The following is a 19,966-nucleotide window of genomic DNA, read 5'->3' on the forward strand; positions in this document are numbered from 1 at the left end:
GTTCCGTATCGGGGGCTGGGATCAGTGGGCAGAACTGTTGCGCGGCACCGGAGCCGGTTCACAGAATACAAAGCCCTGCGCATACTGAATCGGCAGTTGCATCACCTTTTCCAGGGTATCGGCATCTTCGACATGTTCGGCAACAATACTCATATGCCTTGTTTTAGCCAGGTCGCAAATGCTGAGTATGAAATCCTCAATTTCTTCGCTGTGGTCGAGCCGGCGCAATAAGCCGCCGTCCAGTTTTACGCCCCGTATTGGCAGCGACATCAGTTTACGCACATTACCGCTGCTTTTGCCCAGATTATCAATGAACACACCCATACCGCTGTGCATAGATTTATCAATAAAGCGCTTGAGGGTCTCATAATGGTGGTTGGCAACGTCAGCACTGACTTCCACACATACCCGTGAAGGATTCGGATAGTTGGCAAGTTGGGTGATAAGCGAGTTCAGCAGCTCTTCGTTATTGAGATCAGAGGCATCCAGGTTGATGTTCCAGGGCGTATTGGATTCTTCGAAATACACCGCACTTTTGCAGAACATCATTTCAGCCAGTTGGTGAATATGGTTGTTACGCTCAATGAGGTACAGAAAATCGCTGGGGAGGAAAACCCGTTGCTCAGGCGTAACAAGCCGTGCAAGGCATTCATAACGCCATACAATTTCTGACCTGATATCGACGATTGGCTGAAAGTAAGGCACAATAGATTCGAGAGTGTAGCTGTCTGTTATTTCACGAATTGGCATGTCACTCGCCTCTGGCTATTCCTGTCTTTTCACTATAGCAGACGTTGTCAGATTACCCATTCTCTATTTTCACATATTCGTGTAAACCGTAATGATGGGCGGTATTTAAAGTCATTTGGCGTGATTATCACTACCGTTTAATCCGTCTTATACTTGGCGCAGGCGTGTTTCCGGGGTAAAGTTCGGCACTTTGTAAGATGCGTGCTAAGTTTTCATTGTCACTGACGATGTTTGTCAGGGTGCAGCCGGTGTTGTACTTTGCCTGTGGCGAAGCGCGGTTTGCTCCAATTTAATTAAGAGGTGTGTGGAGTGGGTGAAGCACAAGTCAGTCTGAAACATCTGTTTCGGGTCTTTACTAAACCTGAACACAAAGACTCAAAGCTCGCACAAATCGAACAGCATTTGTCCGATAACATTCTGGATTTTCTGTCTCAGCACGTAGTGACGAAAAAGACGTCGCTGGAAGAGGTTGAGCAGGACTTTTCTGATCCCTTTGTGCCGGAATCTCCTGAGTTTGTTTCTTCTCACGCTGAGTCGTTGCTGAACAAGCTGGTTGCCCATTCTGTCAATACCTATTCCCCGACCTTTATTGGTCATATGACCTCTGCGTTACCCTATTTTCATTTGCCACTGGCCAAATTGCTGGTGGGCCTGAATCAAAATCTGGTAAAAATCGAAACGTCGAAAGCCTTTACACCCCTTGAGCGGCAGGTACTGGGCATGATGCATAACCTGGTTTATGGCCAGGAAGACAGCTGGTATCAGCAGTATTTGCACAGCGCCAGGCATGCACTGGGAGCGTTCTGCTCTGGTGGTACAGTGGCAAACATTACAGCGCTTTGGGTTGCACGGAATAAAATTCTCGGGCCGGATAAGAAATTTGCTGGTGTGGCTAAGTCAGGTCTGGCTGCTGCTTACCGCCATTATGGTATTAACCAGATGGGCGTGATGTGCTCCCGCCGTGGTCACTACTCATTGTCCAAAGCCGTGGATGTGCTGGGGATCGGACGTGATAACCTTATTACCCTGCCATGCCCGCAACAAACCCTGTCACCTGAACAGGCGCTGGCTGAAGGCCGTCGCTATCAGGAAGAAGGCAATAAGTTGCTGGCTCTGGTTGGTGTTGGTGGTACGACGGAAACCGGTCACGTTGATCCGCTGGATGAGCTGGCAGATGTGGCCCGCGAGTTGGGTTGCTGGTTCCATGTGGATGCTGCCTGGGGTGGCGCTACGTTGTTTTCCGGTACGCACCGGAGCAAGCTTAAAGGCATAGAGCGTGCAGATTCAGTTACCATTGATGCGCATAAGCAAATGTACGTGCCCATGGGCGCTGGTATGGCACTGTTTAAGAATCCTGAAGACGCCAATGCTGTGCGTCATCACGCTCAGTATATTCTGCGTCAGGGTTCGAAAGACTTAGGTGCTACAACGCTGGAAGGCTCCAGAAACGGTATGGCGATGATGGTGTATGCGTCATTACATATCTTTGGCCGCCGGGGTTATGAACTGCTGATCGACCAGAGTATCAGTAAGGCAAAAGCCTTCGCCCGTATGATTTCAGAGCATCCTGATTTTGAACTGGTGACAGCGCCTACATTATCCTTGCTGACTTACCGCGTTTGTCCGCCGGTTATACAGGAAAAACTGAAAACCGCTACTGATGACGAGAAAGCACGCCTGAATCATAAAATCGATGCGCTGGTGGTGAATGTGCAAAAGCTGCAACGTGAAGCCGGTAAATCCTTCGTGTCACGTACCCGTCTTGAAAACCCGGACCTGAATCCGAAGCCGGTAACTGTATTTCGTGTAGTGCTGGCCAATCCGCTGACGACAGAGCAGGATTTAAAGAATATTCTGCAGGAACAGTCTGAAATCGCCCGCGCCCGCCATGCCTGGACAGAGCTGGAGAAAACCATTCCTTCTGCGGTTACCGGTTAATATCTTCCGGTAAGCTCCGAAACATCGCAGCTAGCTGCGGGATCAAAAAAGCCGCGCAAGGGTATTTCTCCTTTGCGCGGCTTTTGTTTGTGCTTGCGCTACTTGCTGAAGTGAATATTGTCGATGAGACGGGTGTTGCCCAGATACGCAGCGACAAGGATAACAAACTCCGTCGACGCCGCAGTCGCATCGGTTAAGTCAGCAGCATTTTTAACTGCCAGGTAATCCGTGCGGAACCCTGACTTGTTAATGTGAGCACTTACTGTCGATATGAGTGAGTTAAAATCAGTCTCGCCAGCCAGAATTGCCGCTTTCATATCGCACAGTTGCTGATAAATAACCGGTGCAATTTCACGTTCCTGCGCCGTGAGATAACCGTTGCGTGAACTCATTGCCAGGCCGGAGGCCTCTCTTTCCGTCGGCACCCCTTTGATTGACAGACCCATAGATAAGTCTTTCGCCATCAGACGGATAACCTGCAACTGCTGAAAATCCTTTTCACCGAAAAAGGCGGTATCCGGAGAAACCATATTAAACAGTTTACAAACAATGGTAGCGACACCACGGAAATGTCCCGGACGACTTTCGCCACAAAGGATAGAGGAAATGCCCGGGACTTCGACAAAGGTTTGCTGCTCAAGGCCTCTGGGATACATTTCTGCCACTGATGGCAGAAAAACAGCATCCACGCCAAGGCTTTCGAGCTTTTCTTTATCTGCATCCAGTGTGCGGGGATAGTTATCCAGATCTTCATTTTTCCCGAATTGCATCGGATTGACGAAAATCGATACCACCACAATATCGCACTCAGCTTTCGCTGCACGCACAAGCTGCAGATGGCCGTTGTGTAAATTACCCATCGTCGGCACAAAGCCGACAGTTTTACCTGCCTGGACCCATGCGCTGCGTTGCGCACGCAAGTCTTCAACCGTTGTCAGAGATTTCATGAATTACTCGAAGCTGTGAGAGGCGCCCGGGAAAGCACCGCTTTGAACATCGCTGATATACTTTTGCACCGCTTTTCGCATATCACCGGTTTCTGCCAGAAAGTTCTTAGAGAACTTCGGCATGTAATTGGCTGAGATGCCGAACATATCGTGCATCACCAGAATCTGTCCGTCAGTACCGGCTCCTGCACCAATACCGATAACCGGAATGGAGAGTGCTTCAGACACTTTTTTACCTAGAGAGGTCGGCACACACTCCAGCACCAGCAACTGCGCGCCGGCTTTTTCCAGCGCAAGGGCATCTTCAAGGAGTTTTGCTGCTTTATCTTCTTCACGGCCCTGTACTTTAAAGCCGCCAAAAACATGAACCGACTGCGGGGTAAGACCAAGGTGTCCGCACACAGGAACACTGCGCTCTACCAGGCCTCTGACAGTCTCTGCCAGCCACGCACCGCCTTCAATTTTCACCATGCTGGCACCGGCAGCCATCAGTCTGGCAGCGTTCTGATAAGCATGTTCAGGTGTGTCATAAGACATAAAAGGCATATCAGAAAGCACAAAAGCCCGTTTCGTACCTTTTCTCACCGCGCGGGTGTGATAAGCGATATCGTCTGTGGTGACGGGCAGGGTGTCTTCTTCACCTTGCAGCACCATGCCCAGTGAGTCACCGATAAGTAGGACATCAATATTCTGTTCATCGAACATTTTGGCAAAGCTTGCGTCATAGGCGGTGAGGGCGGTTATCTTCTCGCCGGCTGCTTTTTTGGTTTGAAGACCGGAAATGGTGATTTTTTTCATGGGAACAACCTCATTTGACACACCCCTGAGGGTGTTGAACAGATTGCGAACTATACGGATTTTAAGACTGATTGGAAGGCGTTATACGCCGAAGTCCCTCAAGATTGCAGCGGGACACCCATAAGGCGATGGGGTTACCGTCCGGCATGATCATCGATGGCGCAATTTCAAACAGCGGCACCATCACAAACTCCCTGGCGGCCATACCATAGTGAGGCAGGGTTAACTCAGCGGTGTTCATCTCGGTGTTGCCGTAAAGCAGCATGTCTAAATCAAGGGTTCGGGGGCCCCAGCGCTCACCTTTGCGCTCACGGCCATGACGGTTTTCAATATTCTGTAATGCCCGTAATAGTTCCACGGGTTCCAGTGCCGTTTCCAGCAGGCACACTGCGTTAATATAGTCCGGTTGATCCTGCGGACCCATAGGAGAGGAACAATACAGAGATGAACGGGCCAGAACACGGGTGTCGGTCAGTTCGCCCATAGCCTTTGTGGCAGCCTCAAGGGTTGCACCTGAATCGCCCAGATTACTGCCCAGACCAATGTAAACGTGTTCTTTATGCATTACCGGCATCCCGTTTTTCAGGTGAGCGGCGGCGTCGCTTTCGCGGGCCTGATGACTTGCTGCCTTCCGACTGGCGCAATGCGTTCAGCAACTTTTTCTGCTTACCCTGGTCAGCGTGCTGGAATTCGGTCCACCAGTCAGCCAGTTCCATTGTATTACCACCTTCTATTTCGCCCCTTGCATGCAGGAAGTCATAACCGGCACGGAATTTAGGGTGCGACAGCAACTGAAATGCACGGCGGCCAAAGCGTCGTGGTAACCGTTGTTGCAGGATCCAGATATCCCGGATAACCGTGGAGAAACGTTTCGGGATCATAATACGTTGCACCTGACGGTGAATCACTTCACCAGAGGCAATATTGAAGGCGTCGTGCTGATTCAGGCCGCTTTCTGCCTGCAGCTTCTGCGCATGTTCTTCCAGCGGATACCATAGCAATGCCGCGTACAGGAAAGCCGGTGTTACCCGCTGGTTGCTGTTGATGCGCTCATCGGTATTTTCCAGTACTTTAAGAATAAACTGGCACTCACGGCTGTCAGGGTTTTTCGCGATGCTTTCTAACTGCGGGAATAACGGCGTTAACAGCCCGTATTGCTGCAATAAGCGAAAGGTTTGCACACCGGCGCCGCCGAGGAACAGCTTCAGGGTTTCTTCAAATAATCTTGCCGGCGGAATGTTTGCCAGTAAGTGCGCCAGCTCAGGGATGGGCTTCGCTGTGCGGGGCGTAATCGTCATATCCAGCTTGGCAGCAAAACGGATAGCACGCAGCATGCGAACCGGATCTTCACGGTAGCGGGTTTCCGGGTCACCAATTAAGTCTACTTCGCGGTTTTTAACGGCATCGCGGCCACGGGCGAAGTCGGTAACTGTAAAGTCAGCCACGCTGTAGTACATGGCATTGAAGGTGAAGTCACGGCGTTCGGCGTCTTCTTCGATAGTACCGAACACGTTATCCCGGACCAGCTGGCCCTGTGCGTCCTGCTGACCCAGTTTATTATCTGATTCGCCTTCACTGTGGTGACCCCGGAAAGTGGCAACCTCAATGATTTCCCTGCCGAATACAATGTGGGCAAGGCGGAAACGGCGGCCGATCAGCCGGCAGTTTTTGAACAGGCTTTTAATTTGTTCCGGTGTGGCATTGGTAACGACATCAAAGTCTTTTGGCAGTTTACCCAGCATAAGGTCGCGGACACAGCCACCCACCAGGTACGCTTCAAAACCGGATTTATTCAGGCGGTACAGCACTTTCAGCGCGTTATCACTGATGTCTTCCCGTGAAATACCATGCTCGGCACGGGGAAGGGTATAGGCCTGTATCGTTGCTTCTGAGGCCGGGTCTTTACTTAATACCCGTTTTACCGTTTTAAACACGCGCGTAATGATGATGCTGTCTCCGAAAAATTAAATGCCACAAAAAATAAAGGGTCTATGATAAGTGGATTCTGACGCAGCGACAATAATTTCGCGCTGCCTTGGTATTCTATCACAATCCCAGTGTTCAACAGCCCATTGTAGCACTTCCGCCGGCGGGGCATTTATACCATCTTCCGGAAGAGCTAAGCCTAAGAAGGTCAGTGCTGCGGCGAGGTTTTCCGACGGTGTTGAGTTATTGAGGGCTGCAGCATGATTCTGCTTACTCAGTTTACGACCTTCAGACACAGAGGCCACCGGAACATGGGCATACGCCGGGGCACTTGCCTGCAGTAACCGGTAAAGGCTTAAGTGCGTTGCCGTTGTGGTAAGCAGATCGCTGCCCCGCACTATATGGGTAACACCCTGGTATATATCGTCGGCCACTACCACCAGATTGTAAGAAAATAATCCGTCGCGACGTTTAAGCACGGTGTCTTCAAGGGCGTGGGCGTCGGTAACGTGTACCTGTCCCATAATACGATCATCAAACCGGGTGACCGGAGAGGTCATCTTTAACCGGATTGCTGTACCGTCACCAGTGAGATGTTTATCTCTGCAGGTGCCGGGGTATGTGCCGCCAGCTTCTTTAATCATCTTTCTCGTGCAACTGCACCGGTATGCCAGGCCTTGCCGGATAAACTGGTCTGTGAGCGCCTGATAACGGGCATGTTCTGCGGACTGATACATGACTTCACCGTCCCAGTGAAGATGGTGAGCTTCAAGTGTGTCCAGAATGAGTTTGTCGGCACCGCCAACGCAGCGGGGTTCGTCTATGTCTTCCATTCGCAGTAACCACTGTCCGTGATGATGTCTGGCATCAAGAAAGCTGGCAAGAGCGGCTATCAGCGAACCGAAATGAAGAGGACCTGAGGGAGAAGGGGCAAATCTGCCGGTATAAGAATGATGACCCGTCATAATATTACGAGTAAAAATGACTTAAGGCGCGGGTTTTGGACCGGCGCCCTGAGTATCAGAAAAGCGTTAGCCCTGAAGCTGCTTTTCTTTGATTTCTGCCATTGTTTTACAGTCGATACATAAATCAGCTGTAGGGCGTGCTTCCAGACGGCGGATACCAATTTCGATACCGCACTGATCACAGAAACCGAAATCATCGTCCTCAATGCGACGCATGGTTTTCTCGATTTTCTTAATCAGTTTACGTTCACGGTCACGTGTACGCAGTTCAAGGCTGAATTCTTCTTCCTGCGCTGCACGGTCGACAGGATCAGGGAAGTTGGCAGCTTCGTCTTTCATGTGCGTCACAGTACGGTCTACTTCTTCACGCAACTGATCACGCCATGCTTTAAGCAACAAACGGAAATGCTCCATTTGCGCATCGTTCATGTATTCTTCGTCAGGCTTTGGCTGGTAAGGCTCAAGGCCGGCTAAGGCTAAAAGGCCCAGGGATTTCGTTTCTTTTCCTGTTGGCATGTGCCACATCTCCTACACTACGACACCCATATGTCCTGAACAACCGGGAATCTATAGCAGAATCGCTATGTTCAGGCAACCTTTGGTGTCAAAGTTACCCTTCCGTTATTTAATGCATCCATTGCTCTTCGAATGCAAAACGCCGGTGGCGTCTGTGCACCACAACGGTAAAAAGCAAGCCGCAAATATGGCGTTCCTTTGAGAAATTGCAACCCCTTTTTCACAAAATTACTGGTAGTGATTGATTTACCTTAATATTTTGTTCGTTGATTTCGCAACCTAAAGCGATGATTTGCATTCCTTTATCGTGCGCAACCTTTACGGCTGCGGCATAGTTTGGATCAATATGTTCTGCAACCCGTACTTCACGTATACCAGTATGCTGCACGCAAAACACCAGAGTCGCCGGCACGCCCGCTGCGGCCAGATTACCCAGTGTCTCGCAGTGTTTGGCGCCGCGGGTTGTTCTGGCATCGGGAAAGTAGCCTTTTCCCTCTTCCTGCAGAGTGACAGACTTCACTTCTATATACGCATCGCCCCGGGCGGTTGTGATTCGAAAATCGAAGCGGCTGTCGGCACCGGGTGGTGTCACCTCTGCTTTCCAGTCCTGTACATGAGAAAATTCGGCAATGGCCTTGTTATCCAGTGCTTCCGCTACCAGTTTATTAGCATTGTGTGTATTGATGCCGATGAAGTGTCCGTCAAAGGTTTTTGCTAACTCCCAGGTGTAGGCCAGTTTGCGCTTGGGATTATTCGACGGGCTGAGCCAGACCTCGTAACCCGGTTCGGCGCAGCCAGTCATTGCACCGGTATTCGGACAATGCGCAACCACTTCTTCGCCTGAATCCAGGGTTACATCGGCAAGAAACCGTTTGTAACGACGAATAAGCTTTCCGTGAAGTAAAGGCGTAGTAAACTGCATACAAATAACCAGTCAATTTGATTGTCTGAAGATAAAGAACACATTGTAACAAGCTAATAAGGAATTGTTATGTCGATTTTTTCTGTGTCACTTTCCACCGGAAAGGCACCGGCTCACTGGGGCGAAAATGCCAGATTAAGCATGACAGCAGACGGTGCTGTTATCCATGTTACTGAGAAAGGCGACAGCACAAGATTGATTCGTCAGGCGGGCCGTCGCATTGACGGACTCGGCATCGCTGAAGTTCAGCTGACCGGTGACTGGTCTAAAGAGCAACAATGGGCTTTTGCTCTGAGCTATACCCGTGCGAGAAAGCCCGGCTCAATCCGCTGGGCAGACACCGGCGATGTTGCTGAGTTAGATAAAGCGTATGCTGCCTTGTTATTTACCCGTAGTCTGGTGAACGACACCCCTGAAGATTTATCACCTGAAACCCTTGCAGGTCGTGCAGCACAGTGGATCCAGTCGCTGGGCGGAGACAAGGTCTCTTACAGCATGACAGTGGGTGAAGCACTGCAGGAAGCCGGCTGGACCGGTATTTATAACGTGGGTCGGGGCAGCGAGCGTCCGCCGGTGTTACTGGAGCTGGACTATAACCCCACCGGCAACAACGATGCACCGGTCGATGCTGTGCTGGTAGGTAAAGGCATTACCTTTGACAGTGGTGGTTACAGTATTAAATCCAGTGAAGGGATGCTGGATATGAAATGTGATATGGGCGGCGCGGCAACAGTAACCGGTGCCCTTGGACTGGCTATCAGCCAGGGACTTAAAAAGCGTGTGAAACTGCTTTTATGTTGCGCTGAAAACCTGATTAGCGGTCACGCATACAAGTTGGGCGATGTTCTGACCTATAAAAACGGGCTCACAGTAGAAATCGTCAATACCGATGCAGAAGGTCGTCTGGTGCTTGCTGATGGCTTGATCCGTGCAACTGAAACCGGTGCTCCCCTCATCATTAACGCGGCAACGCTGACTGGTGCGGCAACGGTTGCATTAGGCAATGACTACCATGCAGTTTTCAGTATGGATGATGACGCCAGACAAGCGATGCTTGAAGCAGGTAAAGCCGAGGGCGAGGGCTTCTGGCCATTGCCGCTGGAAAAATGGCATCAGGATAAGTGTCCGTCTGCTTTTGCTGATACTGCCAACAGTCGTCCGATGAAAGGTGGCGGTGGTGGCGGCGCCTCAAATGCAGCCGGCTTCTTATCCCGTTTTGTTAATGAAGAAGGTAAGGGCTGGGTACACCTGGATCTGGCTGCAGCTTACAACGGCAGCGCTACACCGGAAATGCCGGCAGGTGCAACAGGTATCGGTATCCGCAGTATCGCGCGAATGTTGCAGCAGTACTGAACACTGATTGACAGATAAAGAAAAGCCCCCGGTCTTTACGAACATGGCCGGGGGCTTTTTCATTCTGAATTAAAAATGAAGCAGGTCAGATGCCGCCTAACCGTTCAGCCAGCACTTTATAACGCTCCACATCGCCCTTATCGAACAGCGGTTTACCTTCGCTATCCTTCTCTTTTGCAACTAAAAGGCTTTCTCTTTCAAGGCGCTCTACGCGGATAGGCTGTACGTCAAGAAATGTCGCCACTTCTTCAATAGACATCAAACTCATAGTTCTCATTCCTGTCTGATTAGATAGTAAAATCAACGCGTAAATGCGACAATCCTGCGCTTATCTATCATTCTTATTTACGCTGTTGGCTAAATTTCCGTTTTTTAACCGGAAATCTAAACATAGCAGCGGGTCCGGGTAAGTCCAATTACACTTTAGGGGAGAATTTCTTTCATGGATACGTGGTCTGCGGCCATCATGTTATTTCTGATCATGGATCCACTGGGGAATCTGCCGGTGTTTATGTCGGTGCTGAAGACCATCGAGCCTAAACGACGCCGTGTCATACTGGTAAGGGAACTGGTATTTGCACTTATCATTTTGCTGATATTTCTGTTCAGCGGTCAGGCTGTGCTGGATTTCCTGAATGTCCGTCAGGAAACCGTGAGTATTGCCGGTGGTATCATTCTGTTCCTGATTGCCCTGAAAATGATTTTCCCGCCACAGTCGGGTAACGCGCTGGGGCTGGCTGTGGGCGAAGAGCCGTTTCTGGTTCCGTTGGCAATACCTATGATTGCGGGGCCGTCGACCCTGGCTGCACTGATTCTGATTGCTAACCAGGCGCCGGACAGAATGACGGACTGGACGATTGCATTGGGGGCAGCCTGGGTGATCAGCGCGATCATTTTGCTATTCTCTGAAGTGTTTCACCGCTTATTGGGTGAGCGCGGCTTAACCGCCATGGAACGTCTGATGGGGATGATTCTGGTGATGATTTCAATACAAATGTTTTTAGATGGTGTCAGCCATTACTTTCAACATGCTTCCGGAGCGATACAATAATGAAAAAACTGTCTACATTTGCACGGGTGAGACAATTGGAAGGATGGCGTGCCGTTGCCTTCAGCGCTGCGCTGGTGGAGCGGATGTTACCGAATTATGCGTTATTTAAAGAAGTCACGGGCTTTGATGATGAGGGCGTTTGCAAAAACTGTTTGTCTTTGTTGTGGGAGTCGGTGCGCAGCCCGAAAAGTAAAATTAACTTTTCTGTTCAGCTTGAGAAAGTAGAGTGCGTCACCCCTGATACCGCAGATTACGACACCTTCGGTGTTTACCCTGCTATCGATGCAACAATCGCTCTGGCTGCGGCGATTGGCCTTGTGCTGAAGCAGGATCTGCAAGGGGCTGTGGTGGTCAGTAAGCTGTCGCAGGGCAGTGTGGAAGCCTACCTGCTGGCATCCGGCGTTGACGAAGAAGACATTAAAGGCCATCCGCTGATGGTATTTGAAGTAGAGCTGCAAAATGCCATGCTCGACCTGCTGGAAAAAGACGGCAGTCCGCTGTCCACCTGTGACGAACTCAAAGCCCTCGCTCTCGAAGAAGGCATCTCCAACATCGGCCTCGAAATCAATCCTGAGTGAGCCCTTTCGGCGGTATCGGCGTGTAGTTCGGGAACACGCCGTAAATCCATCCTTGGAGGCTTGGCAGTCGCATCCCTGCGACTGACAGTTCCCGAACTACACGCCTGCACCGCCTGTGGGCTCACTGCGTGCAGCAGTGCTCGACTGCCGCATCCCTGCGGCAGACGGTTTCCGGCAACAATGACTTCCTTCGACTACGCGCTCTGGTTTACATCATCAGGGATGCCGGGCTTCACCGCCTGCGGGCTCACTGCGTTCAGCAGTGCCCGACAACCGCATCAACGCTACCTCCGGCTTAACCGCTCAATCAGTCTTCCAGTGATAGCAAGCAGTACATCACCTGTGCGAGTTTCTTTTCTTTAACTATCTGCAGGCGTTCGCTGATGAGCGGGGAGGGGGCGTTGATTTCCTGTTCGACGTAAATTACACCGTCGGGTTTCAGTAGGTTCCGGCTCAGAATGACTTGCAGAACCGGCTCAACGAGACCGTGATTGAAGGGGGGATCGATGAAAATGATATCGAACTGCTTGTCTGTGGAAGACAATACCTGAACAGCATCGCCATTGATCACTTCTCCATTTGCAGACATTGCTGAAAGGTTGGTTTTCAGTTGTGCGGCCACATTTCTGTCTTTCTCAATGAATGTGCAATGTCCTGCATAGCGGGAAAGTGCTTCAAAGCCGAGTCCGCCTGAGCCTGCAAAAGCGTCGAGACAGTGAGCGTCGGGTAAATCATGCATCAGCCAGTTGAACAGGGTTTCTTTGTTCCTGTCTGTAGTGGGACGTAACCCGTCCACATCTGCCACGGGCAGTTTCCGGCCGCGATACTGACCTGAAATGATCCTGACGTTGCCTGATTTCGTCTTTTGTGTCTGAGGCTTTCTGGATACTCGCTTCATAGGGGCTGACAATGTATGATAACGGCTATTGAAAGCCGGCCAGTGTAGCCGAATTTTGCCGATTTACTAAGGATTTGACCAAACAATGTCGAAACTTTTTGGCTGGTTCAGAAAGAACAAGCAACCTGAAAAAGAACAAAGTGAAGTAAAGCCGCAGGAAAGCACCGCGGTTGAGACGCCAGCAACAGAAGTGCCTGAGTCCGCGCAAAGCAATGTTGAAGCGGATACTCCTGCCGGAGAAACTAAACCTGAAGAAGCTGTACTTATAGAGCCCGTAGTTGAAGCGAAAGTGGATACGCCGGTTGTACCGCAGGATATCGTGAACGCTAAGCCCGAAAGCCCTGCTGCAGTACAGCCTGAACCCCAAGTACCGGCATTTGATGAGCCTGCACCGGAGCCGCTGATACAGAAAACTGATCCTGATGAAGCGTCCGGACCGGGATGGGTTGAGTCAGAAAAGCCTGTGCAGCAGGTAAAACAAGACGACGTTCAGCCGGAAGTTGTTTCTGACGAAGACATTACGCCGGTTGTCGCCGCCGTGCCTGAATCTGAGCCGGAACCGGTTGTCGAAGCAAAGCCCGAAGCCAAAGAAGAGAGAAAGTCTCTTTTCAGCCGTCTGAAAGCCAGCTTATCGCGCACTAAAACAAACCTTGGCAGTGGCTTTATCAGTTTGTTTCGCGGCAAAGCCATCGACGATGATTTGTATGAAGAACTGGAAACCCAGTTGCTGGTGGCTGATGTGGGCATGGACACCACACAGAAAATCATTAACAAACTCACAGACAGTGCAAAACGTTCGCAACTCAAGGATGCTGAGGCGCTGGTGGATATCCTTAAAGGCCAGATGCGTGAGATGCTCAAATCTGTTGAGCGCCCGCTGGCTGAAGATATGAAACAGCATGATGCGGGTAGCGGACCATACGTCATTCTGATGGTGGGCGTTAATGGTGTAGGTAAAACCACCACCATCGGTAAGCTGGCAAAACAGTTCCAGCAACAGGGTAAGAAAGTCATGCTGGCTGCGGGTGATACCTTCCGTGCTGCCGCCGTTGAACAGCTTCAAGTTTGGGGAGAGCGTAACAAGATCCCTGTTATCGCCCAGCCAACAGGCTCAGACAGTGCATCTGTATTGTATGACGCACTGGAAGCCGCAAAATCCCGTGGTACAGATATTCTTATCGCGGATACCGCCGGCCGCCTGCAGAATAAAAATAATCTGATGGAAGAACTGAAAAAAGTGGTTCGGGTAATGAAGAAACTCAATCCGGACGCGCCTCATGAAGTCATGCTCACATTAGATGCAGGAACGGGCCAGAATGCAGTAAGTCAGGCGAAGCTGTTCAACGAAGCCGTTGGTCTGACAGGTTTAACGCTCACTAAACTTGATGGTACTGCTAAAGGCGGCGTGATTTTCTCTATCGCCGACCAGTTCGGTATTCCAATCCGTTACATTGGTGTGGGTGAGGGAATTGACGACCTGCGCACATTTAACGGCGATGAATTCATCGACGCACTTTTCAGTGAGAGCGAAAACGATTAACGTAGAGAATTCAGTATCCTTTCGTCGTTGCAGGATTAGCAGATGATCAAATTTGAGCAGGTAAGTAAAACCTACCCCGGTGGTCAGCGCGCACTGTCAAAAGTGAGCTTTCACATTGAACCGGGTGAGATGGCTTTTCTTACCGGCCACTCCGGCGCGGGGAAAAGCACGCTGCTCAAATTAATCAGTATTATGGAACGCCCCAGTGTGGGCAAGGTACTGATTAACGGTCACGATCTGAACGAAATAAAACGCCGGCAGATAGCGTTTATCCGCCGGGATATCGGCATGATCTTCCAGAGCCCGCATTTGCTGGACTCAAAATCAGTTTTCGATAATGTGGCGCTGCCACTTATTATTGAAGGCTATACCCGTAAAGAAACCTCTAAGCGTGTTGAAGCTGCGCTGGAAATGGTGGGATTGCGGGATAAAGCCCGCAGTTTGCCAATGATGTTGTCAGGCGGTGAAGCTCAGCGCGTCGGCATCGCCCGTGCTGTGGTTAATAAGCCGCCTCTGTTGTTGGCTGACGAACCCACCGGTAACCTGGATCCTAAGTTATCTATGGAAATCATTCGTCTGTTTGAAGACTTCAACCAGGCCGGCGTTTCTGTGTTTGTTGCGACCCACGATCTCGGGCTTATAGCCCGGATGAAGTACCGCACACTCACATTGAGAAACGGGCAGATGATCACCGACGGATTGTCTGAGGAACAGGGAGGAAACTGGGCATGAGTATTTTATTCAAAGGCCGCTCTCAGGGAGCCAGTGATACCCGCATTGGCATCGTTCAGGTTATCAGTGCGTTCTTCATCAGTCATGTCCGTCAGGCTTTAGGCAGCCTCGGGGAATTGTGGCGTCAGCCGGCAGCATCGTTAATGACTATTGCGGTGCTTGGTCTGAGCATAACCTTACCGGGCACACTCTACATTCTGGTTAAAAATACTGAAAAAATCAGCGCAGGCTGGGATCAGGCCTCGGAAATCTCCTTGTTTTTGAAAGAAGACACACCACCAGCCAGCGCGCAGCAACTGGTTGCCAGGCTGAACACCTGGACGGAGATTGACAGCGTTACGTTTATCCCCGCAGATGATGCTTTGAAGGAGTTTCAGCATTTATCCGGACTGGGTGATGCTATCGCCTATCTGGAGTCCAATCCTTTACCTGATGTGGTGCTGGTGACGCCGGACGAGAAACATGCTTCGCCTACAGCCGCCAGGTTACTGCTTGAAAAGCTCAAAGGTCAGCGTGAAGTCGACATCGGTAAGCTGGATATTGAATGGCTTGAGCGCTTGTATGCGCTGCTGGATATTGCCAGAGAGCTGGTGTCGCTCATTGGCGTGTTGTTGTTTGTTTCTGTGGTACTGATCATTGGTAACACCATCAGGCTGAACATCCTTAGCAAGCGGGAAGAAATTCTGGTGATGAAGCTGGTGGGCGCGACTGACGCATTTATTCACCGGCCGTTTTTATATACCGGTTTCTGGTATGGACTGTTGGGTGGTTTGATTGCCTGGTTCGCCGTCATCATTATCTTATGGTGGATGGACAGCAGTATTCAGGCATTTGCGACGCTCTATCAGAAAGAATTCAATATTACCGGTCTGTCCGGTACTGCCTTACTGACGATGCTGGGTTTGTCGATTTTGTTGGGTCTTCTCGGTTCATTGATGTCAGTACAGCGGCATGTCAGAGAAATCGAACCGCAATAACCGCATCATCACCCTATTTTAAACGGCTGAACAGGTTACTTTCTCCGTGTATCCGGTAACCTGTTGTCTCTGTATAACCCCTCAGCGCATGACCGGCTTAGGGAAATATGCCGAGATGGTGGACCGGACGCCGTTCCCCCACTGAATAGCCTGATTGTAAAGTACGTGAAGCTGCTTCTGGTCGATATCCAGCACTTTGGACTGCTTAATAATATTCATCCAAAGGGCACCCTCGAACGCTCTTGCCAGCGCCACATAGCTGTTAAATTCGCTGGATTTACCCAACAACGCATCATTCACTTCGTCGGTCAGCGGCAGTTGTTTAAGAACGTCAGGCATATCCTGATCAAGCAGTGCATCCAGCAGTGAAAACAGACCTATCAGGAAGCCGATTGGCGGATTCGTGTTAATGCCGCGCTGCTGAGAAAGCAAATCGAAGAATTTCGCCCGCACCAGCGACATATGGATCAGCTCCAGCGGTTTATTGTCACTTAAATTGGCCAGCGATAATAAAGCGATGAACTTCTTAATTTCCACTTCGCCCATGTAAGTCAGGGCATGTTTTAGTGAGGTAATTTTGTAACGTTTATTGATTGCCGGGTTATTAATAAATTTGAGTAGCAGGAAGCTGAGAGCAGCGTCACGCTCAATGATCTGGTTGATCCGGCTGATGTTAAAGTCGTTGCGGGCACTTTCTCCCATCAAATCAACCAGGTTCATTTTCGAAGCCGGCAAGTGACGATGGAGTCGTGCTTCCGGCAGGGTGAAGAAATAGCCCTGGAAGAAATCAAACCCGAGAGAGCGGCAACTGTCGAAATCTTCGTGGGTGTTTACCTGTTCCGCCACCAGTTTGATATTGGCATCAAGATAACGGGGGATATTCTTTTCAATCAGATCGTAGTTCGTTTTGGTGACATCAACTTTAACCACATCAATCAACGGAAAAATGTCCTGCTTACCGCTCAGCATCATGGGATCATCAATGGCCAGACTGAATCCGAGATGTTTAATATGCGTGCAGGCTTCCAGTAATCCCGGTGTCGGTGCCATGGGTTCATTCAGCTGCACGACAACAGACTCGGGATTTAAGGAGGTAGGAAAGCGGGAAATCAGAGTGTCCGGATTAAAGTGAATAAACGATTTCTTTTCACCGGAAATATCGTCCAGCCCTAACGGATGGAAATGTTGGGCAATATATTTTGCTTTGTCCGGCTCTAATTCGGGGTAAGCGCCGCTTTTGCCGTCACGGAACAAAAGCTCATACGCGAAAACATCCTTTTCACGGTCTAAAATAGGCTGGCGTGCAATAAATGCGAACATACGACCTGACAATCCCTTCAACAATGGTAACGACAACTTTATAAGTTGACTGCTCATAACACGGCATGAGCACGATGATATCAACTTTATCTTATGGGCCGCAGATTATCTATGCTCACGTAATTCTTTTCACTTATACAATGGGCGGAATTATTAATTAATACTATTTTCCATCGCGCCGGCCCATTTTAGTGACGAGTTATACATACCATGAAGGGTGGTCTGGCGAATACCATATTTCTTTGAGAAGGCTTTTATTGTGGACCAGCGGGCGGACTCAATATGTTTTGCCAGCAAAAGGCAATCACTGAGCATACCCGGATTACCTTGTAAAGCGTGCTTCACTTCTTCACTCACCGGTACTTTCTCCAGCAATTCGCTCATGGGCTGCAGCATCATGGCATCCAGCAACGACAGCAAGCCGGCGAGAAAACTGGCGGGAGAATCGTTCAGTTCGTTCATACCTGCAACCAGCAAGCTGCAGAACTTTGCTCTGACGAGGGAGAGTTGTAACAGTTCCCGTGGACTGTCATTGTTCAGGTTTGCCAGGGCAATCAATGATACGAACTTTTTCACTTCATTTTCACCAAGATAATTCAGTGCGTGGCGCAAATCTTTTACCTTTATCCGTTTATTGTAAAAACGATTGTTTATAAAGCGAAGTAACAGAAATGTCAGTGATGCATCCTTGTTGATAATGTTATTGATGCGGTCGAAATCCAGCGGGGATTGATTACATGCGCTGATAAGCGCAAGCATATTCATCTGAGCAGGGATAATTTGTTTATGACGGACGAGCTCCGGCCGCGCCAGAAAGTAACCCTGAAAGTAGTGAAAGCCCAACTCTCTGAAACGTTCGAATTCGGCGTAAGTTTCAACTTTCTCGGCGAGCAGCTTGATTTCATACTGGCTTATTTCCGGAAGCAAAGAAAGGATCCTCTCCTCTTTCATTGTACGGATATCAAACTTTATAACCTGAACGTAAGGCAATAGTGGCCGCCATTTTTCGTCAGCGTCAAAATCATCAAGTGCCAGTTCAAACCCTATCTCCCGAAGGTGCCGGCATGCAGTAATGAGAGCCTCATCAACCTCGACGGTTTCCAGGATCTCAATCATCACCATTGTAGGATCCAGCGATGTGGGAAAGCGGTGAATTAATGTGTCGCGATGAAAATTAATGAAAGCTGTCTTTCCGCCTGTTATCTCATCCAGGCCTATTCCCAGGTGAGTTGAGCTGATTATTTTCGATGTGGCTTCATTTGGATCGATATCTGGAAATCCGTTACTTTTACCATCGCGAAAGAGGATCTCATAAGCGACAACATTTAGTGCCGTGTCAAAAATGGGCTGTCTGGCGACAAAAGAGAACATACATACCTCCTGTATGATCTGTTTCCGTTATTATTATTTTGTTAGTTTTGACCGGCATGAATCTCATTGTGTGTGTCTGTCGTATACACAAGCGAACATTTACAGCTGTCAATTACTACCCCATGGATTTAGCGTATACGTTTGAAGGATCAGGAAAAATTGGTATTTCGTCTAATTCCTGTGCTAAACGCGGTGAGTGGACTGATTTGAGAGATTAATTACATGACAGTACGTTTACCAATATCTATCGTTTAGTCTGTCGTGCTGAGTGGTGGTTTCATCGTCTGTACGGAACTTATTTGATGCAAATCAGGTCTTGATATTTAGTAATTTGTCACTATATTCCTAACTTGGAATTATCTGCGACAATCAAGGACTCGAAAGGCACTGCCCGTTTTGGTACAATACAGTGCTTAGCAAATTGAGGTGAATATGAGCAATAACATGCAAACAATGGCATTATCGGTGCCCCACAGCGGTAGCATCGAAGGCTACATTCAGGCTGTGAGCAGCATCAACATGCTCTCTGCTGATGAAGAAAGAAGTCTGGCGACACGCTTGCGTGACGAGGGCGATCTGGAAGCGGCAAGAAAGCTGGTCATGTCGCATTTACGCTTTGTTGTACATATTGCTAAATCCTATTCAGGATATGGTTTGCCGCAGGCTGATTTAATTCAGGAAGGTAACATTGGCCTGATGAAGGCAGTTAAGCGATTCGATCCGGGCGTAGGTGTGAGACTGGTGTCTTTTGCTGTTCACTGGATCAAAGCTGAAATTCATGAATTCGTACTGAAGAACTGGCGTATCGTTAAAGTGGCTACCACTAAAGCGCAACGTAAATTGTTCTTCAACCTGCGCAAGGCGAAAAAACGTCTGGGCTGGTTCACTCACGAAGAAGTGCAAACTGTTGCTGATGAACTGGGTGTAAGCACGAAAGAAGTGCTGCAAATGGAAGCCCGCATGAGTAGCCAGGATCAGGCATTTGATCTGAGTGCTGATGACGACGAGAGTGGCAACTTTGCGCCTGTGCAGTTCCTTGAAGATAAAAGCGCAGATGTTGAGATGGACGTTATCAATAATGACTGGGATAGCAATGCTTCCAAACGTCTTTATTCTGCTATCAAAACGCTGGATGAGCGTAGTCAGGACATTATTGAAACTCGTTGGTTGGCAGATAATAAGATCACACTTCAGGATCTGGCCGACAAATATCAGGTTTCTGCTGAGCGTGTACGCCAGATTGAGAAAAATGCCATGAAGAAACTTCAGGCAGCAATGGCAGCGTAAGCATTAACTAGTACGCCATACAAAATCGAAAAAAGCGCCGTCAGGCTAATGCCAGTCAGTTAAGCTGACTGGCATTTTTCTTTTTATGGGGGTAGCG

Annotated in this window: 20 protein-coding genes; 8 read left to right on the top strand and 12 right to left on the bottom strand. The window is 49.4% G+C overall.

Translation table 11 applies throughout. The features are described from left to right. Window positions 1-21 precede the first annotated feature (21 nt). Window positions 22-750 carry an EAL domain-containing protein gene (locus AC4PME_RS18075; RefSeq protein WP_491046521.1) on the bottom strand — a complete coding sequence of 243 codons (729 nt, stop codon included), beginning with the start codon at window positions 748-750 and terminating at the stop codon, window positions 22-24. A 309-nt stretch (window positions 751-1,059) separates the two neighbouring features. Here AC4PME_RS18075 and panP point away from each other — a divergent pair, with 309 nt between their 5' ends. Beyond that, window positions 1,060-2,688, top strand: coding sequence for a pyridoxal-dependent aspartate 1-decarboxylase PanP (panP, locus tag AC4PME_RS18080; protein WP_491046520.1), 1,629 nt, complete (start codon window positions 1,060-1,062; stop codon window positions 2,686-2,688). 98 nt (window positions 2,689-2,786) lie between these two features. On the opposite strand, the gene panC is transcribed toward panP, so the two are convergent. From panC to sfsA, 7 genes are all read right to left on the bottom strand, one after another. After that, window positions 2,787-3,635, bottom strand: a complete 849-nt coding sequence (gene panC, locus AC4PME_RS18085) for a pantoate--beta-alanine ligase (protein WP_119499913.1) — start codon at window positions 3,633-3,635, stop codon at window positions 2,787-2,789. A gap of 3 nt (window positions 3,636-3,638) precedes the next feature. After that, complete coding sequence (gene panB / locus AC4PME_RS18090; protein WP_119499914.1) at window positions 3,639-4,433, bottom strand: 3-methyl-2-oxobutanoate hydroxymethyltransferase; 795 nt, start codon at window positions 4,431-4,433, stop codon at window positions 3,639-3,641. A 61-nt stretch (window positions 4,434-4,494) separates the two neighbouring features. Beyond that, window positions 4,495-4,998 (bottom strand): 2-amino-4-hydroxy-6-hydroxymethyldihydropteridine diphosphokinase, encoded by a 504-nt coding sequence (gene folK, locus AC4PME_RS18095; RefSeq protein ID WP_119499915.1) that lies wholly within the window; start codon window positions 4,996-4,998, stop codon window positions 4,495-4,497. Further along, on the bottom strand, window positions 4,991-6,313 hold the full coding sequence (gene pcnB, locus AC4PME_RS18100) for a polynucleotide adenylyltransferase PcnB (protein ID WP_119503273.1): 1,323 nt from the start codon (window positions 6,311-6,313) through the stop codon (window positions 4,991-4,993). The genes folK and pcnB overlap by 8 nt, the downstream gene beginning before the upstream one ends. A gap of 84 nt (window positions 6,314-6,397) precedes the next feature. Beyond that, window positions 6,398-7,324: a tRNA glutamyl-Q(34) synthetase GluQRS gene (gluQRS, locus tag AC4PME_RS18105; protein WP_491046519.1), complete on the bottom strand. Its 927-nt coding sequence runs from the start codon at window positions 7,322-7,324 to the stop codon at window positions 6,398-6,400. A 66-nt stretch (window positions 7,325-7,390) separates the two neighbouring features. Further along, window positions 7,391-7,840, bottom strand: coding sequence for an RNA polymerase-binding protein DksA (gene dksA, locus AC4PME_RS18110; RefSeq protein ID WP_119503274.1), 450 nt, complete (start codon window positions 7,838-7,840; stop codon window positions 7,391-7,393). Window positions 7,841-8,060: 220 nt separating this feature from the next. Next, window positions 8,061-8,762: a DNA/RNA nuclease SfsA gene (sfsA, locus tag AC4PME_RS18115; RefSeq protein WP_491046518.1), complete on the bottom strand. Its 702-nt coding sequence runs from the start codon at window positions 8,760-8,762 to the stop codon at window positions 8,061-8,063. 69 nt (window positions 8,763-8,831) lie between these two features. Between sfsA and pepB the strand changes: the two genes are divergently transcribed. Continuing rightward, window positions 8,832-10,115 carry an aminopeptidase PepB gene (pepB, locus tag AC4PME_RS18120; RefSeq protein WP_303573908.1) on the top strand — a complete coding sequence of 428 codons (1,284 nt, stop codon included), beginning with the start codon at window positions 8,832-8,834 and terminating at the stop codon, window positions 10,113-10,115. An 85-nt stretch (window positions 10,116-10,200) separates the two neighbouring features. Here pepB and AC4PME_RS18125 read toward each other — a convergent pair whose 3' ends face one another. Continuing rightward, window positions 10,201-10,383: a helix-turn-helix domain-containing protein gene (locus AC4PME_RS18125; RefSeq protein WP_119499919.1), complete on the bottom strand. Its 183-nt coding sequence runs from the start codon at window positions 10,381-10,383 to the stop codon at window positions 10,201-10,203. Between the two features lie 174 nt (window positions 10,384-10,557). On the opposite strand from AC4PME_RS18125, the gene AC4PME_RS18130 reads away from it, so the two are divergent. After that, window positions 10,558-11,166, top strand: coding sequence for a YhgN family NAAT transporter (locus AC4PME_RS18130; protein ID WP_119499920.1), 609 nt, complete (start codon window positions 10,558-10,560; stop codon window positions 11,164-11,166). Further along, entirely contained in the window at window positions 11,166-11,744 is a 579-nt protein-coding gene (locus AC4PME_RS18135; protein WP_491046517.1) for a YjaG family protein, read from the top strand. Before AC4PME_RS18130 ends, AC4PME_RS18135 begins: the two co-directional genes overlap by 1 nt. Window positions 11,745-12,051: 307 nt before the next feature. Here the strand turns inward: AC4PME_RS18135 and rsmD are convergent, their stop codons facing one another. Further along, the gene (gene rsmD / locus AC4PME_RS18140; RefSeq protein ID WP_491046516.1) at window positions 12,052-12,642 is read right to left on the bottom strand and encodes a 16S rRNA (guanine(966)-N(2))-methyltransferase RsmD; all 591 of its coding nucleotides are present in this window, start codon (window positions 12,640-12,642) and stop codon (window positions 12,052-12,054) included. Between the two features lie 85 nt (window positions 12,643-12,727). Here rsmD and ftsY point away from each other — a divergent pair, with 85 nt between their 5' ends. Genes ftsY through ftsX form a run of 3 tightly spaced genes read left to right on the top strand, consistent with a single transcriptional unit; the run spans window position 12,728 to window position 15,891 of the window. Next, window positions 12,728-14,182 carry a signal recognition particle-docking protein FtsY gene (ftsY, locus tag AC4PME_RS18145; protein ID WP_491046515.1) on the top strand — a complete coding sequence of 485 codons (1,455 nt, stop codon included), beginning with the start codon at window positions 12,728-12,730 and terminating at the stop codon, window positions 14,180-14,182. 42 nt (window positions 14,183-14,224) lie between these two features. Beyond that, on the top strand, window positions 14,225-14,914 hold the full coding sequence (gene ftsE / locus AC4PME_RS18150; protein WP_119499924.1) for a cell division ATP-binding protein FtsE: 690 nt from the start codon (window positions 14,225-14,227) through the stop codon (window positions 14,912-14,914). Next, window positions 14,911-15,891: a permease-like cell division protein FtsX gene (gene ftsX, locus AC4PME_RS18155; protein WP_491046514.1), complete on the top strand. Its 981-nt coding sequence runs from the start codon at window positions 14,911-14,913 to the stop codon at window positions 15,889-15,891. The genes ftsE and ftsX overlap by 4 nt, the downstream gene beginning before the upstream one ends. A gap of 81 nt (window positions 15,892-15,972) precedes the next feature. Here ftsX and AC4PME_RS18160 read toward each other — a convergent pair whose 3' ends face one another. Continuing rightward, window positions 15,973-17,211 (bottom strand): EAL and HDOD domain-containing protein, encoded by a 1,239-nt coding sequence (locus tag AC4PME_RS18160; protein WP_491046531.1) that lies wholly within the window; start codon window positions 17,209-17,211, stop codon window positions 15,973-15,975. Between the two features lie 153 nt (window positions 17,212-17,364). After that, window positions 17,365-18,582 carry an EAL and HDOD domain-containing protein gene (locus AC4PME_RS18165; RefSeq protein ID WP_491046513.1) on the bottom strand — a complete coding sequence of 406 codons (1,218 nt, stop codon included), beginning with the start codon at window positions 18,580-18,582 and terminating at the stop codon, window positions 17,365-17,367. A 432-nt stretch (window positions 18,583-19,014) separates the two neighbouring features. On the opposite strand from AC4PME_RS18165, the gene rpoH reads away from it, so the two are divergent. Then, window positions 19,015-19,869: an RNA polymerase sigma factor RpoH gene (rpoH, locus tag AC4PME_RS18170; RefSeq protein WP_119499928.1), complete on the top strand. Its 855-nt coding sequence runs from the start codon at window positions 19,015-19,017 to the stop codon at window positions 19,867-19,869. The last annotated feature ends 97 nt before the right edge of the window (window positions 19,870-19,966 follow it).

It is taken from the genome of Alteromonas sp. (assembly GCF_984505615.1).